The 16,214-nt window shown below is 66.5% G+C and carries 17 protein-coding genes; 10 read left to right on the top strand and 7 right to left on the bottom strand.

From position 1 onward, the window contains the following. Positions 1-70 precede the first annotated feature (70 nt). Complete coding sequence (locus tag G6N38_RS14470) at positions 71-859, top strand: maleylpyruvate isomerase N-terminal domain-containing protein (RefSeq protein ID WP_163748547.1); 789 nt, start codon at positions 71-73, stop codon at positions 857-859. Here the strand turns inward: G6N38_RS14470 and G6N38_RS14475 are convergent. After that, positions 856-1,770, bottom strand: coding sequence for an alpha/beta hydrolase (locus G6N38_RS14475; protein ID WP_163748549.1), 915 nt, complete (start codon positions 1,768-1,770; stop codon positions 856-858). The genes G6N38_RS14470 and G6N38_RS14475 overlap by 4 nt on opposite strands. 91 nt (positions 1,771-1,861) lie before the next feature. On the opposite strand from G6N38_RS14475, the gene G6N38_RS14480 reads away from it, so the two are divergent. Continuing rightward, entirely contained in the window at positions 1,862-2,491 is a 630-nt protein-coding gene (locus tag G6N38_RS14480) for a TetR/AcrR family transcriptional regulator (protein WP_163748550.1), read from the top strand. Between the two features lie 18 nt (positions 2,492-2,509). Next, complete coding sequence (locus G6N38_RS14485) at positions 2,510-3,508, top strand: SDR family NAD(P)-dependent oxidoreductase (protein WP_163748552.1); 999 nt, start codon at positions 2,510-2,512, stop codon at positions 3,506-3,508. On the opposite strand, the gene relZ is transcribed toward G6N38_RS14485, so the two are convergent. Beyond that, entirely contained in the window at positions 3,505-5,223 is a 1,719-nt protein-coding gene (gene relZ / locus G6N38_RS14490; protein ID WP_163748554.1) for a bifunctional ribonuclease/(p)ppGpp synthase, read from the bottom strand. The genes G6N38_RS14485 and relZ overlap by 4 nt on opposite strands. Positions 5,224-5,263: 40 nt before the next feature. Here relZ and purB point away from each other — a divergent pair, with 40 nt between their 5' ends. Further along, positions 5,264-6,682 (top strand): adenylosuccinate lyase, encoded by a 1,419-nt coding sequence (purB, locus tag G6N38_RS14495; protein WP_163748556.1) that lies wholly within the window; start codon positions 5,264-5,266, stop codon positions 6,680-6,682. 29 nt (positions 6,683-6,711) lie between these two features. Here purB and G6N38_RS14500 read toward each other — a convergent pair whose 3' ends face one another. Then, complete coding sequence (locus G6N38_RS14500; RefSeq protein WP_163748558.1) at positions 6,712-7,533, bottom strand: mycofactocin-coupled SDR family oxidoreductase; 822 nt, start codon at positions 7,531-7,533, stop codon at positions 6,712-6,714. Positions 7,534-7,543: 10 nt separating this feature from the next. Beyond that, positions 7,544-7,720 carry a hypothetical protein gene (locus G6N38_RS14505; protein WP_179968525.1) on the bottom strand — a complete coding sequence of 59 codons (177 nt, stop codon included), beginning with the start codon at positions 7,718-7,720 and terminating at the stop codon, positions 7,544-7,546. A gap of 166 nt (positions 7,721-7,886) precedes the next feature. Between G6N38_RS14505 and G6N38_RS14510 the strand changes: the two genes are divergently transcribed. Next, the gene (locus G6N38_RS14510; protein ID WP_163748560.1) at positions 7,887-8,240 is read left to right on the top strand and encodes a VOC family protein; all 354 of its coding nucleotides are present in this window, start codon (positions 7,887-7,889) and stop codon (positions 8,238-8,240) included. 24 nt (positions 8,241-8,264) lie between these two features. Here the strand turns inward: G6N38_RS14510 and G6N38_RS14515 are convergent, their stop codons facing one another. Further along, on the bottom strand, positions 8,265-8,903 hold the full coding sequence (locus G6N38_RS14515; protein ID WP_163748562.1) for a hypothetical protein: 639 nt from the start codon (positions 8,901-8,903) through the stop codon (positions 8,265-8,267). 51 nt (positions 8,904-8,954) lie between these two features. Here G6N38_RS14515 and G6N38_RS14520 point away from each other — a divergent pair, with 51 nt between their 5' ends. Together G6N38_RS14520 and G6N38_RS14525 are read left to right on the top strand one after the other, a co-directional pair. After that, a complete protein-coding gene (locus tag G6N38_RS14520) occupies positions 8,955-9,848 on the top strand; it encodes a phosphoribosylaminoimidazolesuccinocarboxamide synthase (RefSeq protein WP_163748564.1) in 894 nt (297 codons plus the stop codon). Further along, complete coding sequence (locus G6N38_RS14525) at positions 9,845-11,932, top strand: S9 family peptidase (RefSeq protein ID WP_163748566.1); 2,088 nt, start codon at positions 9,845-9,847, stop codon at positions 11,930-11,932. Before G6N38_RS14520 ends, G6N38_RS14525 begins: the two co-directional genes overlap by 4 nt. A 64-nt stretch (positions 11,933-11,996) precedes the next feature. Here the strand turns inward: G6N38_RS14525 and G6N38_RS14530 are convergent, their stop codons facing one another. Beyond that, the gene (locus G6N38_RS14530; protein ID WP_163748570.1) at positions 11,997-12,584 is read right to left on the bottom strand and encodes a TetR/AcrR family transcriptional regulator; all 588 of its coding nucleotides are present in this window, start codon (positions 12,582-12,584) and stop codon (positions 11,997-11,999) included. 167 nt (positions 12,585-12,751) lie between these two features. On the opposite strand from G6N38_RS14530, the gene G6N38_RS14535 reads away from it, so the two are divergent. The 3 genes from G6N38_RS14535 to G6N38_RS14545 all read left to right on the top strand — a co-directional run bounded on the left by G6N38_RS14535 (position 12,752) and on the right by G6N38_RS14545 (position 15,335). After that, positions 12,752-14,002: an FAD-dependent monooxygenase gene (locus G6N38_RS14535; protein WP_246228020.1), complete on the top strand. Its 1,251-nt coding sequence runs from the start codon at positions 12,752-12,754 to the stop codon at positions 14,000-14,002. A gap of 70 nt (positions 14,003-14,072) precedes the next feature. Further along, a complete protein-coding gene (locus G6N38_RS14540; protein ID WP_163748574.1) occupies positions 14,073-14,561 on the top strand; it encodes a glutathione peroxidase in 489 nt (162 codons plus the stop codon). A 69-nt stretch (positions 14,562-14,630) separates the two neighbouring features. Then, complete coding sequence (locus G6N38_RS14545; protein ID WP_163748576.1) at positions 14,631-15,335, top strand: DUF2334 domain-containing protein; 705 nt, start codon at positions 14,631-14,633, stop codon at positions 15,333-15,335. Here G6N38_RS14545 and G6N38_RS14550 read toward each other — a convergent pair. Next, entirely contained in the window at positions 15,332-16,132 is an 801-nt protein-coding gene (locus tag G6N38_RS14550) for an SDR family oxidoreductase (protein ID WP_163748578.1), read from the bottom strand. The two genes, G6N38_RS14545 and G6N38_RS14550, sit on opposite strands and share 4 nt — an antisense overlap. Positions 16,133-16,214 lie beyond the last annotated feature (82 nt).

Raw genomic sequence — 16,214 nt, forward strand, 5'->3', positions numbered from 1 at the left:
GCTTCCGAAAGGCTTATCGAATGGCTGACAGTAACAGCGACTGTAGACAATTCTAGAACGGGAGACAATCATGGCCGACGTGGCACCGGACCGCCGGGCGGCGTTCACGGCCGAGCGTGCCGACATGCTGGCCTTCTGCGGCGGTCTCGATCCCGTCGAGTGGCGGATGGACAGCCGTGCCCAGGGCTGGCGCATCCAGGATGTCCTCGCCCACATGGGCACCGGCTGCCGCGCGCCGTTCAGCCTTGGTGCGGTGAAGTTCATGCGGGGCAACGACATCGAGAACGCCAACGATCTGATGGTCGACACCCGGCGGGACTGGCCGGTGTCACAAGTCCTCGCCGAGTACCGCCGGTGGAGCGGTGTGGTCGCCGTCGTGTTCCCGCTCGTCGGCGGCAGCCCGCTTGGCCGGGTCCGGATGCCGCTGGCTGAACTGGGCCGATTCCCGGTCCAGCTGCTGTCCAGCGCGATGGTCTTCGACCACCACACCCACCTTCGTCACGACATGGCGCCGGCGTTGGGGCGGCCCGCGCCAGGCACCGACGCCAACCGGATGTCCGTCGTCCTGGAATGGATGATGGCGGTGCTGTCGAACCAGATGCGCACGGCGGCGCCGGCGTGGCTGGACCGACCCCTGGCGATCACGTTGACCGGGCCTGGCGGCGGCACCTGGCGCGTCGCGCCCGACGGCTCGGTCACACCGGGCTCGCCGAATGGATCGGTCGCACAGATCACCGGTGTGGCGTGTGAGTTTCCGGAGTGGGGGACTCAACGGGTCGGCTGGCGTGATCGCGACGTGCGGATCAGTGGCGACGCCGACTACGCGGAAGTGTTTCTCGACACCGTCAACGTGGTCTAAGCCGTCAGCAAGGGGGCCATCCAGGTCAGCTCGCCGGGGAGTTGCGAGCTCCAGTAGCCGCCGTCGTGCCCGCCCGGCGAGAAGCCGCCGGCAGGGGGATGGGGCAGCTGGGCGATGAACTGTTTGGTCGCCGCGTAGAACGGGTCGCTGTTGCCGCAGTCGATCCGGATCGGGATCGACGCCAGCGCGGGCAGGCCGAAGACACTGTTGGCCGCGAAGTCGTCGGGACCGTCGAACGCGCCGGGTGCCGCGGCGCCCGACGACAGCCACAGCGCCGGGCTGACCGCGGTGATCGCCGCGGTGCGGCCCGGACCGAGACGGGCGCCCAGCAGCAGTGCGCCGTAACCGCCCATCGACCACCCGAGGAAGGCGACCCGCGAGGTGTCCAGGCCCTGACCGCCGAGCATCGGGATCAGTTCGTCGAGGACCATCGCCCCGGAGTCTTCGCCGGACGCGCGCTTGTGCCAGTAGCTGCCGCCACCATCCACGGCGACCACCGCGAACGGTGGTAGCCCGGCCGCCACGGCCTGGGCCAGGCCTTGCTCGACCCCGCCGGCCATCACGCCCGCCGCGTCCTGGCCCTTGCCGTGCAGCGCGATCACCGGGCGCAGGGGCGCAGTCTGTCCGGGCGGGCGGGCGATGGCCCAGTTGGTGTTGACGCCGCCGCGCGCGGCCGACACGAACGAGCCGGTGACCATCGTGGGAGCGGGGGCACCCGCCGGTGTCGGCTCCAGCGGGGCCGGCGGCAGCAATGGCGCGCCGACACCGGCCATCGCGATATCCGGCCCCAGGAGGTGCGCGGTGGATTCCAGCATTCGGCAGGCGGCCGAGGCACCCGCGGCGCCTACGACGGCTCCGGCGCCAAGTCGCAGAACAGCGCGACGGCTCAGGTTCGCCATTCGGCTCATCATGCCATCGTGGGCGATCAAGCCTAGTGGCAGGTCAAAGCCAGGTTAATGATTCTTCTGAAAGAGTGATGCCGGCTCGACGCTGCTGGCAGCATTGCTGAACGTGACGGCAGCGATGACCCCCAAGGGGGAACGACGACGGTATGCGCTGATCAGCGCTGCCGCCGAGCTGCTGCGCGAAGCCGGATTCGAGGCCGTGCGCCATCGTGCGGTGGCGCGTCGCGCGGGTCTGCCGTTGGCCTCGACCACCTATTACTTCTCGTCACTCGACGATCTGGTGCACAAGGCCGTCGAGTACATCTGCGCCGTCGAGACCGCGCAGCTGCGCGCCCGGGTCGACGCGCTACCGCGCCGGCGGCGCGGCGCCGAGGCGACCGCCGATGTGCTGGTCGACCTGTTGGTCGGTGACGCGGACGGCGAGGCCAGCAGCGAAGAACTGATTTCCCGCTACGAGCGCTACATCGCCTGCGCCCGCCAGCCCGAACTCCGGGAAATCCAGTGTCGCCTGCTGCAGCAGCGGGTCGACGCCGTGGTGGAGGCGATCGGCCGCTCGGGACGCAATATGCGGATCGACGTGGTGACCGCGCTGGTCAATGCGGTCGACGGCGCGGTGGTCTCGGCACTGGTCAGCGACGGAGACGGCCCGCGCGAGCTGGCCAGGGCCACGCTGATGAATGTGATCGATGTGTTGGCGCCGATCGACGAGCGCACTGTCCGGGTGTAAGCGGTTACGTTCGTAGACATGGATTTCTCCGGGCTCGCCCGGCCGGCCGTGGAACTGCTGGACGGCGTGCTGGACCGGGCGTTGATCGTCGGCTACACCAAGATCGGGTCGGGATTGCGCCGGCGCTGGTGGGCGCCTGACGCGGGGCCGCAGGCACTCCTGGGGAAACGGGTGCTGATCACCGGCGCGACCGCGGGAATCGGCCTGGCGATGGCGCACTCCTTTGCCGCATTGGGCGCCACCGTCCACCTGCTGGGCCGCAATACCGGCAAGGTGGATCGCGCTGCGGCCATGATCGGTGACTCGGTTGTCGACGCCCACCTCGTGACGGAAGTCTGCGACGTCTCCGACCTCGACGCGGTTCGGGAATGGACGGCCGACTTCGCCGACCGGGTGCCCGCCCTCAACGGCCTGGTGCACAACGCCGGGCTGATGCCCAAGGACCGCACTCTGACGCGTGAGGGCCATGAGGTGCAGCTGGCCACCCACGTCCTGGGCCCGCACCTGATCACCGAACGACTCCTGCCGCTGCTGCGGGCCGCCGGCGGAGCCTCGGTGGTATTTGTGTCTTCCGGCGGCATGTACGGCTCGCCGTTGGTGGTCGACGATCTGGAGTCCCGGCGCGGCTACAACGGGGTGCGGATCTATGCGCGGACCAAGAAGATGCAAGTGGTGCTGGCGGATTCGTGGGCGCGCCGGTTGGCCGGGACTGACATCCGGGTCGAGAGCATGCACCCCGGCTGGGTCGACACCCCGGGGGTGGCCGAGTACTTGCCGCGCTTTCGCGCCGTCACCAAGCCGCTGCTGCGCGATGTGACCGATGGTGCCGACACCGCGGTGTGGCTGGTGGCCACCCGCCCGGAATCCAAGGCGGGGCACTTCTGGCATGACCGCAGCCAACGGCCGACGACGTTCGGCTGGCAACGCCACGAAAATCCGGTGAAGGTGCGCCGCTTCCTGGAGCAGGTCAGTCGGCTGACCGGCACATCGGAAGCGTGGCCGGGCCTGCGGGCCTAGCCAGGGCCGGGCTGCAACCGTTTCAGGCGGGTCTGCAGCAGCGCCACCCGATGTGCGTTGCCCGCCAGCCCGACATACCGGTCGGCGAAAGCGGCCAGCAGGGCATCGTCCAAGCGGCGCACTGCGCCCGCCGGGAACCGGTAGTCCATTTTCTCGTTGACGGCGTCGGTATCGAGGTTGGTCAGCAGTTCCTCGAGGGCGTCCAGGGTCAAGATGCCCAGCTCGCCGAGCAGGTCGGAGATCCAGGCGTAATGCTCGGTGCGCGACCACCCCGCTTCGGGGAAGCGGTGCCCCAGATAGGTGGCCAGCACCGGCGTCGCGATGCCTGTGCCCGTGACGGTCGGGGTGTGGTCGTCGGCCATCGACGTCCGGAGTCGGTCCCGGATCTCGGTGAACTCCCGGTCGGCCAACTCGAGCAGTCCCGCCGCCAGCGTGAATCGGCGGTCGAGCTCGGGTGCGTCCTGCTCGGGAACGGTGCCCTTGTACCGGATGTCGTGTTCGAACTCCGCCCACGCGTGTTGCAGGACGGTGCGCACCTGAACCGATGCTGGCTGTATCTCACCGTCGATCGCGACCAGCAGGTGCCGGCTCGCGTAGCCCCAACGGCCCTGGCGAGCGGTCACCTGTCCCATGTCGAGGTCGGCCAGGACCTCAAATTCCTGCGACAGCACCGTGCCGACCGCGGTGACGTCCTCGCGCAGGTAGGTGATGACCCGCACGCCGACCTGGTCGGTGATCTGCGTCGACGGGTCGGTGTAGAGCCGCTGCCCGTGGCTGCTGCGATCGGCCTTGGCCGCGAACGACGCGACGCTCTTGGTGCGGGCCGTCACGCTCAGGTAGTTGATGCCCGCGTCGTCCAGCAGGCGCTTCACCAATGCGAGGTAGTGCTCGGTGGTGGCGATCAGGGCGGGTCGCTGCTCGGCATAGCGGGCGACGGCGTCGCTGACCACACCGGGTGTCGGCTCCGGCGGCGCCGGCGTCAGGTCTGTCGGCAGCGTCGGCGTCACGATGTAGCCGCCTGTGAAGTCGCCATAGGTGGTCACCGACGCGGGCCGCCGCGTCGCGTAGAGCCCGACGTAGGCGCACACCACCGCGTCGACCGGATCCTCGGCACGGCGGAGGTCGCTCTTGCGCTGCGCGCCCTCGACGGCGCCGCGCATGGCGATCCATTCCGGGTGATCGCCGACTCGAAGCGGCACCGCGGCCTGTGCAAGCCTTTCGATCTCGTCCATCAGCCGCAGCAGTTCGGTACGCAGTTGGGTGAAGTCGCGGCCCTGCTTGTTCTTGTATTTCAGCGTGCGGCCGAGCCGGAACAGCACCACCGTGGCCGGATGTGGGTAGACCTCGATGGCCCGCCGCGACGCCCGCGATTGCGGGTCCATGTCCAACCCGAGCGCTTCGGCGATCCGCGCGCCGCGCGGTATGCCGGCGAATTCGGGCTTTCCCGTGTTCGACGGGTGCGCGCCGGCCTCGAACTTGGCGAAGTCGCGGTTCAATTCCGTTTCACAACTCCGCTGGCCGGCCGGGTTCGTCACCACAAGCGGGGCATCGATGGCGACCAGACAGGGTCCGTCGACATAAGGCTGCACGTGCGCGAGGATGCTCGAATCGTCTTGGGCGGTGGCGATATGAACAAGCCGGCCGTCGGCGTCGAGCACCGCGACTCCGGTGGGCTTGCGTTCACCCCAGGCCAGGTCCAGGCCGACAAAGTGCATCCGTCTAGCTTGCCGTACCCGGGCCGTAAGCTAATGCGTTGTGACGATCCCTAATGTCCTTGCCGGCCGCTACGCCAGCGCGGAGATGGTCGCGATCTGGTCGCCCGAAGCCAAGATCGTCGCCGAACGCAAGCTCTGGCTCGCGGTGCTGCGCGCGCAGTCCGAACTCGGCGTGGCCGTTCCCGATGGTGTTCTCGAGGACTACGAACGAGTGCTCGAACAGGTCGATCTGGCGTCGATCGCTGCGCGGGAACGTGTCACTCGCCACGATGTCAAGGCCCGCATCGAGGAATTCAACGCGCTGGCCGGCCACGAACACGTGCACAAGGGCATGACCAGCCGCGACCTCACCGAGAATGTCGAGCAACTGCAGATCCGCCGGTCGCTGCAACTCGTGCACGCCCACGGCGTGGCCGTCGTGGCGCGGCTTGCCGAAAGTGCGGTGCACTATCGAGACCTGGTGATGGCTGGACGTAGCCACAACGTCGCCGCGCAGGCCACCACCTTGGGTAAGCGGTTCGCGTCGGCCGCCGAGGAGACGCTGATTGCGTTGCAGCGCATCGCCGAACTGATCGATCGCTACCCGCTGCGCGGCATCAAAGGCCCGATGGGCACCGCACAGGACATGCTGGATCTGTTCGACGGCGATGCCGCCCGGCTGGCGGAGCTGGAACGCCGCATCGCCGAATTCCTAGGTTTCAACGCCGTTTTCAGCAGCGTCGGGCAGGTCTACCCCCGGTCGCTGGATCACGACGTTCTCTCGGCGCTCGTTCAGCTGGGAGCCGGTCCGTCGTCGTTCGCACACACCGTGCGGCTGATGGCCGGTCACGAACTGGTGACCGAAGGATTCGCGCCGGGGCAGGTCGGCTCGTCGGCGATGCCGCACAAGATGAACACCCGCAGCTGCGAGCGAGTCAACGGTTTGCAGGTAGTGCTGCGCGGCTATGCCTCGATGACCGCGGAACTGGCTGGCGCGCAATGGAATGAGGGCGACGTCTTCTGCTCGGTGGTGCGCCGGGTGGCGCTGCCGGATGCGTTCTTCGCCATCGATGGACAGATCGAGACATTCCTGACGGTGCTCGACGAGTTCGGTGCCTATCCCGCGGTGATCCAGCGCGAGCTGGATCGCTACCTACCGTTCCTGGCGACCACCCGAATACTGATCGCCGCGGTGCGGGCCGGGGTTGGGCGGGAAACCGCCCACGAGGTGATCAAGGAACACGCGGTCGCGGTCGCGCTGGCGATGCGCGAAAAGGGTTTGGAACCAGACCTTCTGGACCGGTTGGCGGCCGACGAGCGACTGCCACTGGACCGGGCGGCGCTGGACGCCGCACTGGCCGACAAGCAGGCCTTCACTGGGGCGGCGGCGAGTCAGGTCGACCAGGTGGTCGCCGCGGTGGAGGAGCTGGTCAGTGCCTACCCTGACGCCGCCAAGTACACCCCGGGTGCGATCCTGTAGCAGCCCGCCGTCCGAGGTTCTCGCTGCGGTCACATCACCGCGTGGCCGGCATCGACCGGCAGCGCGACGCCGGTGATATAGCGCGCCTTCGGGCTGGCCAGAAACACGACGACATTGGTGACGTCCTCGGCCTCCACAAAGGGGACTGGCAGCAGATTGGCCGACAGCGCGGCGCCGTTGGGGTTCTCCTGGAAGGTCCGGATGGTGTGGTCGTTGAGGATCATCGGAGTGCCGACCCCACTGGGGTGCACGGTGTTGACCCGGATGCTGTGCTGGGCATAGGCGTTGGCCGCTGAGCGCATCAGGCCGACCACGCCATGCTTGGCCGCGGCGTAGGCGAACATCGCCGCACTGCCATCGCCGCCCTTTCCGACCAGCCCCTGCGCGGAGCTGGTCAGGATGATGGAACCGCCGCGCCCTTTGCGGATGATCGAGGGCACCGTGGCCGCAATGGTGTGCCAGACACCGCCCAGATTGGTTTCAACGATGTCGCGGTAGAGCTGCTCGTCGAGCGGATCCTTGAGGCCGATCGCGACCACCCCGGCGTTGGCCACGACAATGTCGATATCGCCCAGTGCGTCCACACCGCCCTGCACAGCGGCCCGCAGGGCGGCAAGGTCGCGGACATCGGCGACCACCGGCACAACTCGACGGCCCTGCGCCTCGACCAGCCGGACGGTCTCGTCGAGATCCTCCTTGGTCGCCAGCGGATAAGGGATCGAGTCGATGTCGGCGCAGCGGTCGATGGCGATGATGTCGGCGCCCTCGGCGGCCAGTGCCACGGCATGGCTCCTGCCCTGGCCACGGGCCGCGCCAGTGACCACAGCGACGGTATCGATGAGCTCTGGCACGACCCGGACTCTAACCGATCTGTTCGATGAGTCGATCGAAACGGCGCGCATTGCCCTCGAGGACAGCATCGACGTGTTCAGCGCCGACGGCATCAGCGATGCGGTCGATATCGCTGCCCTGGAACGGAATCGCCGCGCGCGTGGACGGTAAGTCGCTGCCGAAGAAGTGGGCATCGAACACGCTCATCGGCCGGCCAATGCGCAGCCCGCAGATCCGGCACCGATCACGATGTAGTCGTAGTCAGCCGCGGCTGCGGACGCTAGCCCCCGCCGACCTCGATCGCGAACGACCCTGACCGCGCAGCGCTCGAGCCGTCGTAAGTCCACTGGAAACGGAGCGCTACGTTATCGGCATGGCTACTGCACTGGCGATGATCACGCTGGACACCACCGACCCACTTCGGTTGGCCAGGTGGTGGGCAACTCAGCTCGACGGCTCGATCATCGAGGAAAACGACGGGTACTTCGTGGTCGTCTCCCTGGGCGAGGGGGTGCCGTATCTGGCGTTCCAGAAGGTCGACAGCCCAACTCCGGGAAAGAACCGAATGCACCTGGATCTGGTGTCGCCCGAGTACCCGGCGATCGTCGATCGGCTTGTCGCCAACGGTGCCAACAAGATCGAGGACCGGCAGCTGCCGGGCACCTTCACCTGGACCACCCTGGCCGATATCGACGGTAACGAGTTCTGCATCTCTGGTAGGCACTGAATCTCTGGTGGGCACTGACGCCCGTCAGCGCGCACGATTCAGCCAGTAGCGGGGGACGGCCACACCGGCCGAGTGCAGCTCCAATGCGGCCAGCCCGCGAACCGCCAGCGGATCCTCGCGCCGCCACGCCCCGACAGGATCGGGGCTGACCTGGGTCAGCTTGCGCAGTGGCCGGTTGGCCAGTGCGCGCAGCGCCAACAGCTGTTCGCCGGCCGACGTTCGGGCCAGCGCGATCACCGTCCACTTGCGGCGGAAGAACCGGATGCGCAGGAACAGCCACGGCATCCCGATCGCCAGAATCGGCGGCGCGGCCACCGCGATGCCCAGCAGAACCGCCAGCCAGGAGGCCGTGCTGTCCAGTTTGTGCCCGGCGCCGGCCAGGTCCAGGGCCGCTTCACTGGCCGCCTGCAGCGGTTTGGACATGCTGTCGCCGATCAGCGGGACGCCGTGGACGCTGTCGCCGGCCGAGTGCAGATTGTCGGAAATCCCGGTCGCGCCGTCCTTGACCTGGCGGCCGACCTCGGCGATCGTCGCGACCGCGGTATGCACTGCCAGCCCGACGAGCACCCACACGGTGATCCATGACGCGACCAGCAGGTCACTGAACAACTGCGCGATAAGCCGGCCTGGGGTGGTGGCGTAGGGCAGGAACCGCGATCTCATCGCTTGATCCCAGCACAGTCGCGCCCCTTCAGCGGCCGTTAGGCTGACGCGATGCGCCCTGCTCTGAGCGACTACCAACATCTGGCCAGCGGCAAAGTCCGTGAGATCTTTTCCATCGACGACGAGCATCTGTTGTTCGTCGCCAGCGACCGGATCTCGGCCTACGACTACATCCTCGACAGCCTGATCCCCGACAAGGGCCGCATCCTCACCGCGATGAGCGTGTTCTTCTTCGACTACATCGACGCGCCCAACCATCTCGCCGGCCCGCCCGATGACCCCCGCATCCCCGGTGAGGTGCTGGGCCGTGCCCTGGTGGTGCGCCGGCTGGAGATGGTGCCCGTCGAGTGTGTGGCGCGCGGCTACCTGACCGGTTCGGGCCTGCTCGACTATCAGCGCGACGGCAGAGTCTGCGGTATCGCGCTGCCCCCGGGCCTGGTCGAGGCCAGCAAGTTCGACGAGCCGCTGTTCACCCCGGCGACCAAGGCCGAGATCGGCGAGCACGACGAGAACATCTCCTTCAACAAGACCATCGAGCTGGTTGGGGCAGTCCGCGCCAACCAGCTACGGGAGCGCACCCTGCAGATCTACCTGCAGGCCGCCGACCACGCCCTGACGAAGGGCATCATCATCGCCGACACGAAGTTCGAGTTCGGCGTCGACGCCGACGACCGGGTGGTCCTGGCCGACGAGGTCTTCACCCCGGACTCGTCCCGGTACTGGCCGGCCGACACCTACCAGCAGGGCGTGGTGCAGCCCAGCTTCGACAAGCAATTCGTCCGCAACTGGCTCACCGGGCCGGAATCAGGCTGGGACCGTTACGGTTCCGCCCCGCCACCAGCTTTGCCCGACGATATCGTCGAAGCGACCCGTGCCCGCTATATCGAAGCCTACGAACGCATTTCAGGTTTGTCGTTCGCCGACTGGATCGGACCCAACCCATGATTCCTCCCATTGCCAAGCGGGTCGACACCGAGCGTGTCTTCCACGACGACGTCTTCGTCGATCCCTACGAGTGGTTGCGCGAAAAGTCCGACCCGGAGGTCATCGGCTACCTGGAAGCCGAGAACACCTACGCCGATGAGGCCACCGCACACCTCGAGCCGTTGCGGCAGAAGATTTTCGAGGAGATCAAGGCACGCACCAAGGAAACCGACATGTCGGTTCCCACGCGCCGCGGTGACTGGTGGTACTACGGGCGCAGCTTCGAAGGCAAGCAGTACGGGGCGCACTGCCGCTGCCCGATAGCCGGCGCGGATGACTGGGATCCGCCGGTGTTCGACGAGGACACCGCCGTCCCGGGCGAGCAGGTGCTGCTCGACGAGAACGCCGAGGCCGACGGCCACGACTTCTTCTCGCTGGGCGCCAGCAGTGTGAGTCTGGATGGGAACCTGCTCGCCTATTCGGTCGATGTCGTCGGCGATGAGCGATACACGCTGCGGTTCAAGGATTTACGCACCGGTGAGCTCTATCCCGACGAGATTGCCGGGATTTCGTCCGGGGTGACCTGGGCGACCGACAACACATGCGTGTACTACACGACGGTCGACGAGGCGTGGCGCCCGGACACCGTGTGGCGCCATCGGCTCGGCTCGGATGAGCCCGATGAGCAGGTGTTCCACGAGCCCGACGAACGGTTCTGGATCGGCGTGGGACGCACCCGCAGCAACAAGTACGTGATCATCGCCGCCGGCTCCGCGATCACCTCGCAAGTCTGGTTCGGTGACGCCGCTGACCCGAACACCGAATTCACCAGCGTGCTGCCACGCCGTGACGGTGTCGAGTACTCGGTGGAGCACGCGGTCATCGGCGGTGAGGACAAGTTCCTCATCCTGCACAACGACGGTGCGGTCAACTTCACCCTCGTCGAAGCGCCGGTCGCCGACGCAGCAGACCAGCGCACCCTGATCGCCGCGCGTGACGACGTGCGCCTCGACGGCGTCGACGCCTTCGCCGATCACCTGGTGGTCAGCTACCGCAGGGAGGCATTGCCGCGGATCCAGTTGTGGCCCATCGATACCGACGGCTACGGCACGCCTGAGGAGATCACGTTCGACTCGGAACTCTCGTCATCGGGCATGGCGGGAAACCCCAACTGGTCGACCCCGAAGTTGCGGGTGGGCACCACCTCGTTCGTGACCCCGCTGCGCATCTACGACCTCGACCTGGCCACCGGCGAGCGCACGCTGCTGCGCGAGCAGCCGGTGCTGGGTGGCTATAACAGTGAGGATTACGTCGAGCACCGGGACTGGGCTGTCGCCGACGACGGCACCCGCGTGCCGATCTCCGTCATCTACAAGGCGGGTATCGAATTCCCCGCTCCCGCACTGCTCTACGGCTATGGCGCCTACGAGTCGTCCGAGGATCCCCGTTTCTCGGTCGCGCGGCTGTCGCTGCTCGACCGGGGCATGGTTTTCGCCATCGCCCACGTCCGCGGCGGTGGTGAGATGGGCCGACTCTGGTACGAGCACGGCAAGCTGCTGGAGAAGCGGAACACCTTCACCGACTTCATCGCGGCGGCACAGCATCTCGTGGACACCGGCCTGACCCGGCCGCAGAACCTGGTGGCACTCGGCGGCAGCGCCGGCGGTCTGCTGATGGGTGCCGTCGCCAACCTCGCGCCGGGGCTGTTCGCCGGCATCCTGGCGCAGGTGCCCTTCGTGGATCCGCTGACCACCATTCTGGATCCGTCGTTGCCGTTGACGGTCACCGAGTGGGACGAGTGGGGAAACCCGTTGGAGAACAAGGACGTGTACTTCTATATGAAGTCCTACTCGCCGTACGAGAACGTCGAAGCCAAGGAGTATCCGGCGATCCTGGCGATGACGTCGCTCAACGACACCCGGGTTCTCTACGTCGAGCCCGCGAAGTGGGTTGCCGCGCTTCGGCACACCAAGACCGACGGGCATCCGGTGCTGCTGAAGACCCAGATGGCCGCCGGCCACGGCGGGATCAGCGGCCGCTACGAGCGCTGGAAAGAGGCGGCCTTCCAGTACTCGTGGCTGCTGGCCACCGCCGGTGCTTGCTAGTGTCTCGATACACTGACCAAATCGGCTACTTCGCGCCGACAAGCTGGCGACGCCTTCGCCGGAATCAGGTTGTTCCGGAACCGGTTTGGTGGTTGAGGCCTTGGCCGAGTTGATGGAACGCCCCCTCCATCAACGGCAGTAGCTCGATGGGGGGCTGCGCGTTCAGCCAGAATTCGAGGGTGACCAGCGCGGTCGACAGAGCCGCATTAGCAATGAATCGCGGGTAGAAGTCGGTGTTGACGTCACCTCCGCTACGGACTGCGATAGCCTGAGCGAATTCTTCTGCGGCCAAACGTGACCCTCGTGCGATGGCGGTTTGCATGGCGGGGTCGCTCAGCGCCGTCAACAGGCTGTCTTGCTCCTCTTTTGGCTGGGGACTTCGTGCCCCAGACCACGCAGTATATGGCTGGAGAACGGCTGCAGTCACCGCCTGCCAAAGGTCTTCCTCGGGTGGTCGCTGGCTCAGCACGCGAGCGGCCTGCGCGGCCCGCTGTCGATGGCGATCTGCGACCGCTTCCTCCTTGCTCGCAAAGTAATTGCTGAAGGTTCGGCGCGAGACGCCCACCCGATCGACGATGTCCTCCACGCGGACATTTGCCAGGCCGCGCTCGCGCGCCATCAACACGGTGGTCAAGCTCAGCTGGTCACGCATGTCTTGCTTCTTCTGCTCGCGGAACCCCGGGCGCATAGGCGTCATAGTGACACTTCGTTGCGCACTGCGCCAAGTAATTGCGCTGCGGCCTCGCAGGGATCCGCTACCGGCTGCATCAGTGCCTTCTGTGCTCCGTGCATTGGCAAGCTCGGGGGACACCGGTGACGATGTCCGCCAGAAACTGCTCAATGCGCAATATTGCACAATGGGCAGTGAATGGTTACCGTCAGCGTATGCGGACCAAAACGATCCTGATCTCGGGAGCTAGCCTGGCTGGCCCCGCCACTGCGTTCTGGCTGGTGCGAGCTGGTTTCAAGGTGACCCTGGTCGAACAAGCGGCCGAACTCCGCAAAGGAGGTAATGGCGTCGACATACGGTCTGAGGCGTTGACGGTGATCGACCGTATGGGGCTAACCGAGGCTGCCCGAGAGCACGCGCTCGAAACGCACGGTATGCGGTTCGTCGACAGGCATGGCCGTCAGCGTGCGAGCATCGCAACGGCAGGTTTGGAGCGCATGGTCGGATCCGAGGACATCGAGGTCCGACGTGGCGATCTCGCTCGGCTGTTGGTCGACGCAACCGGCTGTGACGTCGAATACGTGTTCGGCGATAGTATTACCGCCCTGACTCAGGATTCAGGCGGTGTCGACGTGACCTTCGCCAGCGGATCACAACGACGTTTCGACCTGGTTGTCGGCGCAGACGGCTTCCATTCGGCTGTACGCCGGCTCGTGTTCGGACCAGAAGAAGACTTCCGAGTTTTCAAGCAACACTATTACGCCATAGCCAGCGCCGATCTGCCTGTAGGCCAAGACTATTGGACTACGTTCTACAACGAACCCGGAAAATCTGCAGCGATCTACCGGGCACCCGAGCGTGGCCGCGGACTCGTCAACTTCACGTTCCGCAGCCCATCGCCACTGAGTTACGACTACCGCGACATGGGTGCGCAGCGAAGGCTCCTGCGCCAGGCCTTCGGCGAGCTCGGCTGGCATGTGCCGGCCATGCTCGACGCAGTCGACAGCGCGCCTGATTTCTACTTCGACGCGTTGGCCCAGGTTCAGATGCCGTCCTGGTCGAAGGGCCGAGTGGTTCTCGTGGGCGATGCGGCCTACTGTGCATCCCCTGCGTCGGGGGCAGGAGCGTTGCTGGCGCTCTCCGGCTCCTACCGCCTCGCCGGCGAACTCGCCGCGGGCGACCAACCCCAAGCGGCGTTCATGCGGTACGAAAGTGCTCAACGCCCTTTGGTGGCAAGCAAACAAAGTCATTTGTTCACCGGGTTTTCCGTACCCAAGACGCGCCCGGGCATCTTGGTCCGCAATCTGGTGGTGTCAACGCACCTCACAAGCCTGTTGTCGCGGCAGCACGCCGGCAAATCCCGGTCGCTGCGCGCCTATGAATTCCCACGTGACAGGTGATCTCGGGACGAGCCGACGAGGGCTGCGCCCGGCTGGGGTCAGTTCACGGTTAGGGACTACAGTCAGCCGCATGAGTCTGACCGACGTCCCGCTCACGACGCTCGCCGGAGTCCCCACCTCGCTGGCCGACTATGCCGACCGCGCGGTACTTCTGGTCAACGTTGCCTCCAAGTGCGGCCTGACCCCGCAGTACGCCGCTTTGGAGCAACTGGCCCGCGACTATGCCGATCGTGGCCTGGCCGTGATCGGGGTGCCGTGCAACCAGTTCATGGGGCAGGAGCCGGGAACGCCGGAGGAAATCCAGACTTTCTGCTCGACCACCTACGGCGTGACCTTTCCGTTGCTGGCCAAGGCCGACGTCAACGGCCCGGAGCGGCATCCCCTGTACGCCGAGCTCACCACGTTCGCCGACGCCGATGGCCAGGCCGGCGACATCCAGTGGAACTTCGAGAAGTTCGTGATTGCGCCCGGCGGCACGGTGGTCAACCGGTTCCGCCCGCAGACCACGCCCGATGCCCCCGAAGTGGTCGAGGCGATCGAGGCTGTCCTGCCGGGCTGAACACCGATAGACGCCTGACATCCGGGTGCCGGTCACCGTGTGGACACCTGAAATTGCCACACTGCGACGGTGGCTGGACAACTCATGGTGTCGGTGTCCGGGATCAGCAATCGGACGTTGCGCGACGTCACAGAGTTCTGCGACGCACTCGATGCCCGCACGGTTCCGGTGTCGCTGCTAGTCGCGCCGCGGCAAAAGGACGGCTACCGCCTGGAATCCGACCCGCGCACGATCGGCTGGCTGACCAGCCGCCGCGCGAAAGGCGACGCGGTGGTGTTGCACGGATTCGATGCGGCTGCCACCAAGAAGCGTCGCGGCGAGTTCGCCGCGCTGCCCGCGCACGAGGCGAACCTGCGGCTGATGGGCGCTGACCGGGTCCTCGAACACGTCGGCCTGCGAACCAGGCTGTTCGCCGCTCCGGGTTGGACAGTCTCCTCGGGAACAGAATTTGCCCTGCCGCGCAACGGCTTCCGGCTGCTCGTCGACCTGCACGGTGTCACCGACCTGGTGTCCGGCGATACGGTGCGCGCACGGGTGGTCGGTATCGGCGGAGGGTTCGTCACCGAACCGTGGTGGTGTCGCACGCTGGTGCTCTCCGCAGAACGCACCGCGCGGCGCGGCGGCATCGTCCGATTGGCAGTCACTGCACGGCAACTCGGCAAGGTCGGATCTCGCCAGGCCATGCTCGACGCGATCGATCTGGCCCTGATGCACGGCTGTGCGCCGACGGTGTACCGCTGGGGATCTACGGTCCCCGCCAGATCCGCGGCCTAGCGGCCTGAGCCGCTCGCCGTCGTCGCCATCCCGCCGTCGACCGGGATGATCGCCCCGTTCACGTACGCGCCGGCCCGGCTGGCCAGGAAGATCGCAATGCCGGCCATATCGTCGTCGCGGCCGATCCGCCGCAGCGGCGACGAGGCCGCGATCGCATCCCCGAAGGCGTCCAGTGTCGCGGCCATCATCTTCGACTGGAACGGGCCCGGTGCCACCGCGTTCACCGTGATGTGTTGCGGTCCAAGCTCTTTAGCGAGCACCCGGGTCAGCTGGTGCAGCGCGGCTTTGCTGGCGGAGTAGGAGTAGGTGTTCATGGCCGGGACGTGAATCCCGTCGATGCTGCCAATGTTGATCACCCGTGCGGGGTCGTCTTGGGTACCGGCCTTACGCAGCGCACCCACCAGCTCCTGCACAACCCAGAACGGCGATTTCACGTTGAGGTCGAGCACCTTGTCCCAGGCCGCGGCTGGAAACGACTCCAGCGGTTCACCCCATGTCGCGCCGGCGTTGTTGACCAGGATGTGCAACTCGTCGGTGTCGGCAAGGACTTCGGCGGCCAGCCGCTTGCACTCCTGCTGCTTCGACAGGTCCGCCGGAATGGCCCGGACGCTGCCGAACTCCGAGAGCTGCTCGACGGCCTGCGCGCACTTGTCGGCCTTGCGGGAACTGATGATCACACTGGCGCCCGCCTGCAGTAGGCCGCGCGCGATCATCACCCCGATGCCACTGCTCCCGCCGGTGACCAACGCGGTCTTGCCGGACAGTCCGAACAGGTTCTCGAGATCGTTTGCGCTCACAGGTTCTCCTTGGGGTGTCTATTCCAGCGGCTGGTCGAGTAGGTGTCGGCACTGCGATTCTTGATGCGCCCGAAGGGGTTTG

This window comes from Mycolicibacterium helvum, assembly GCF_010731895.1.
GTDB lineage: Bacteria > Actinomycetota > Actinomycetes > Mycobacteriales > Mycobacteriaceae > Mycobacterium > Mycobacterium helvum.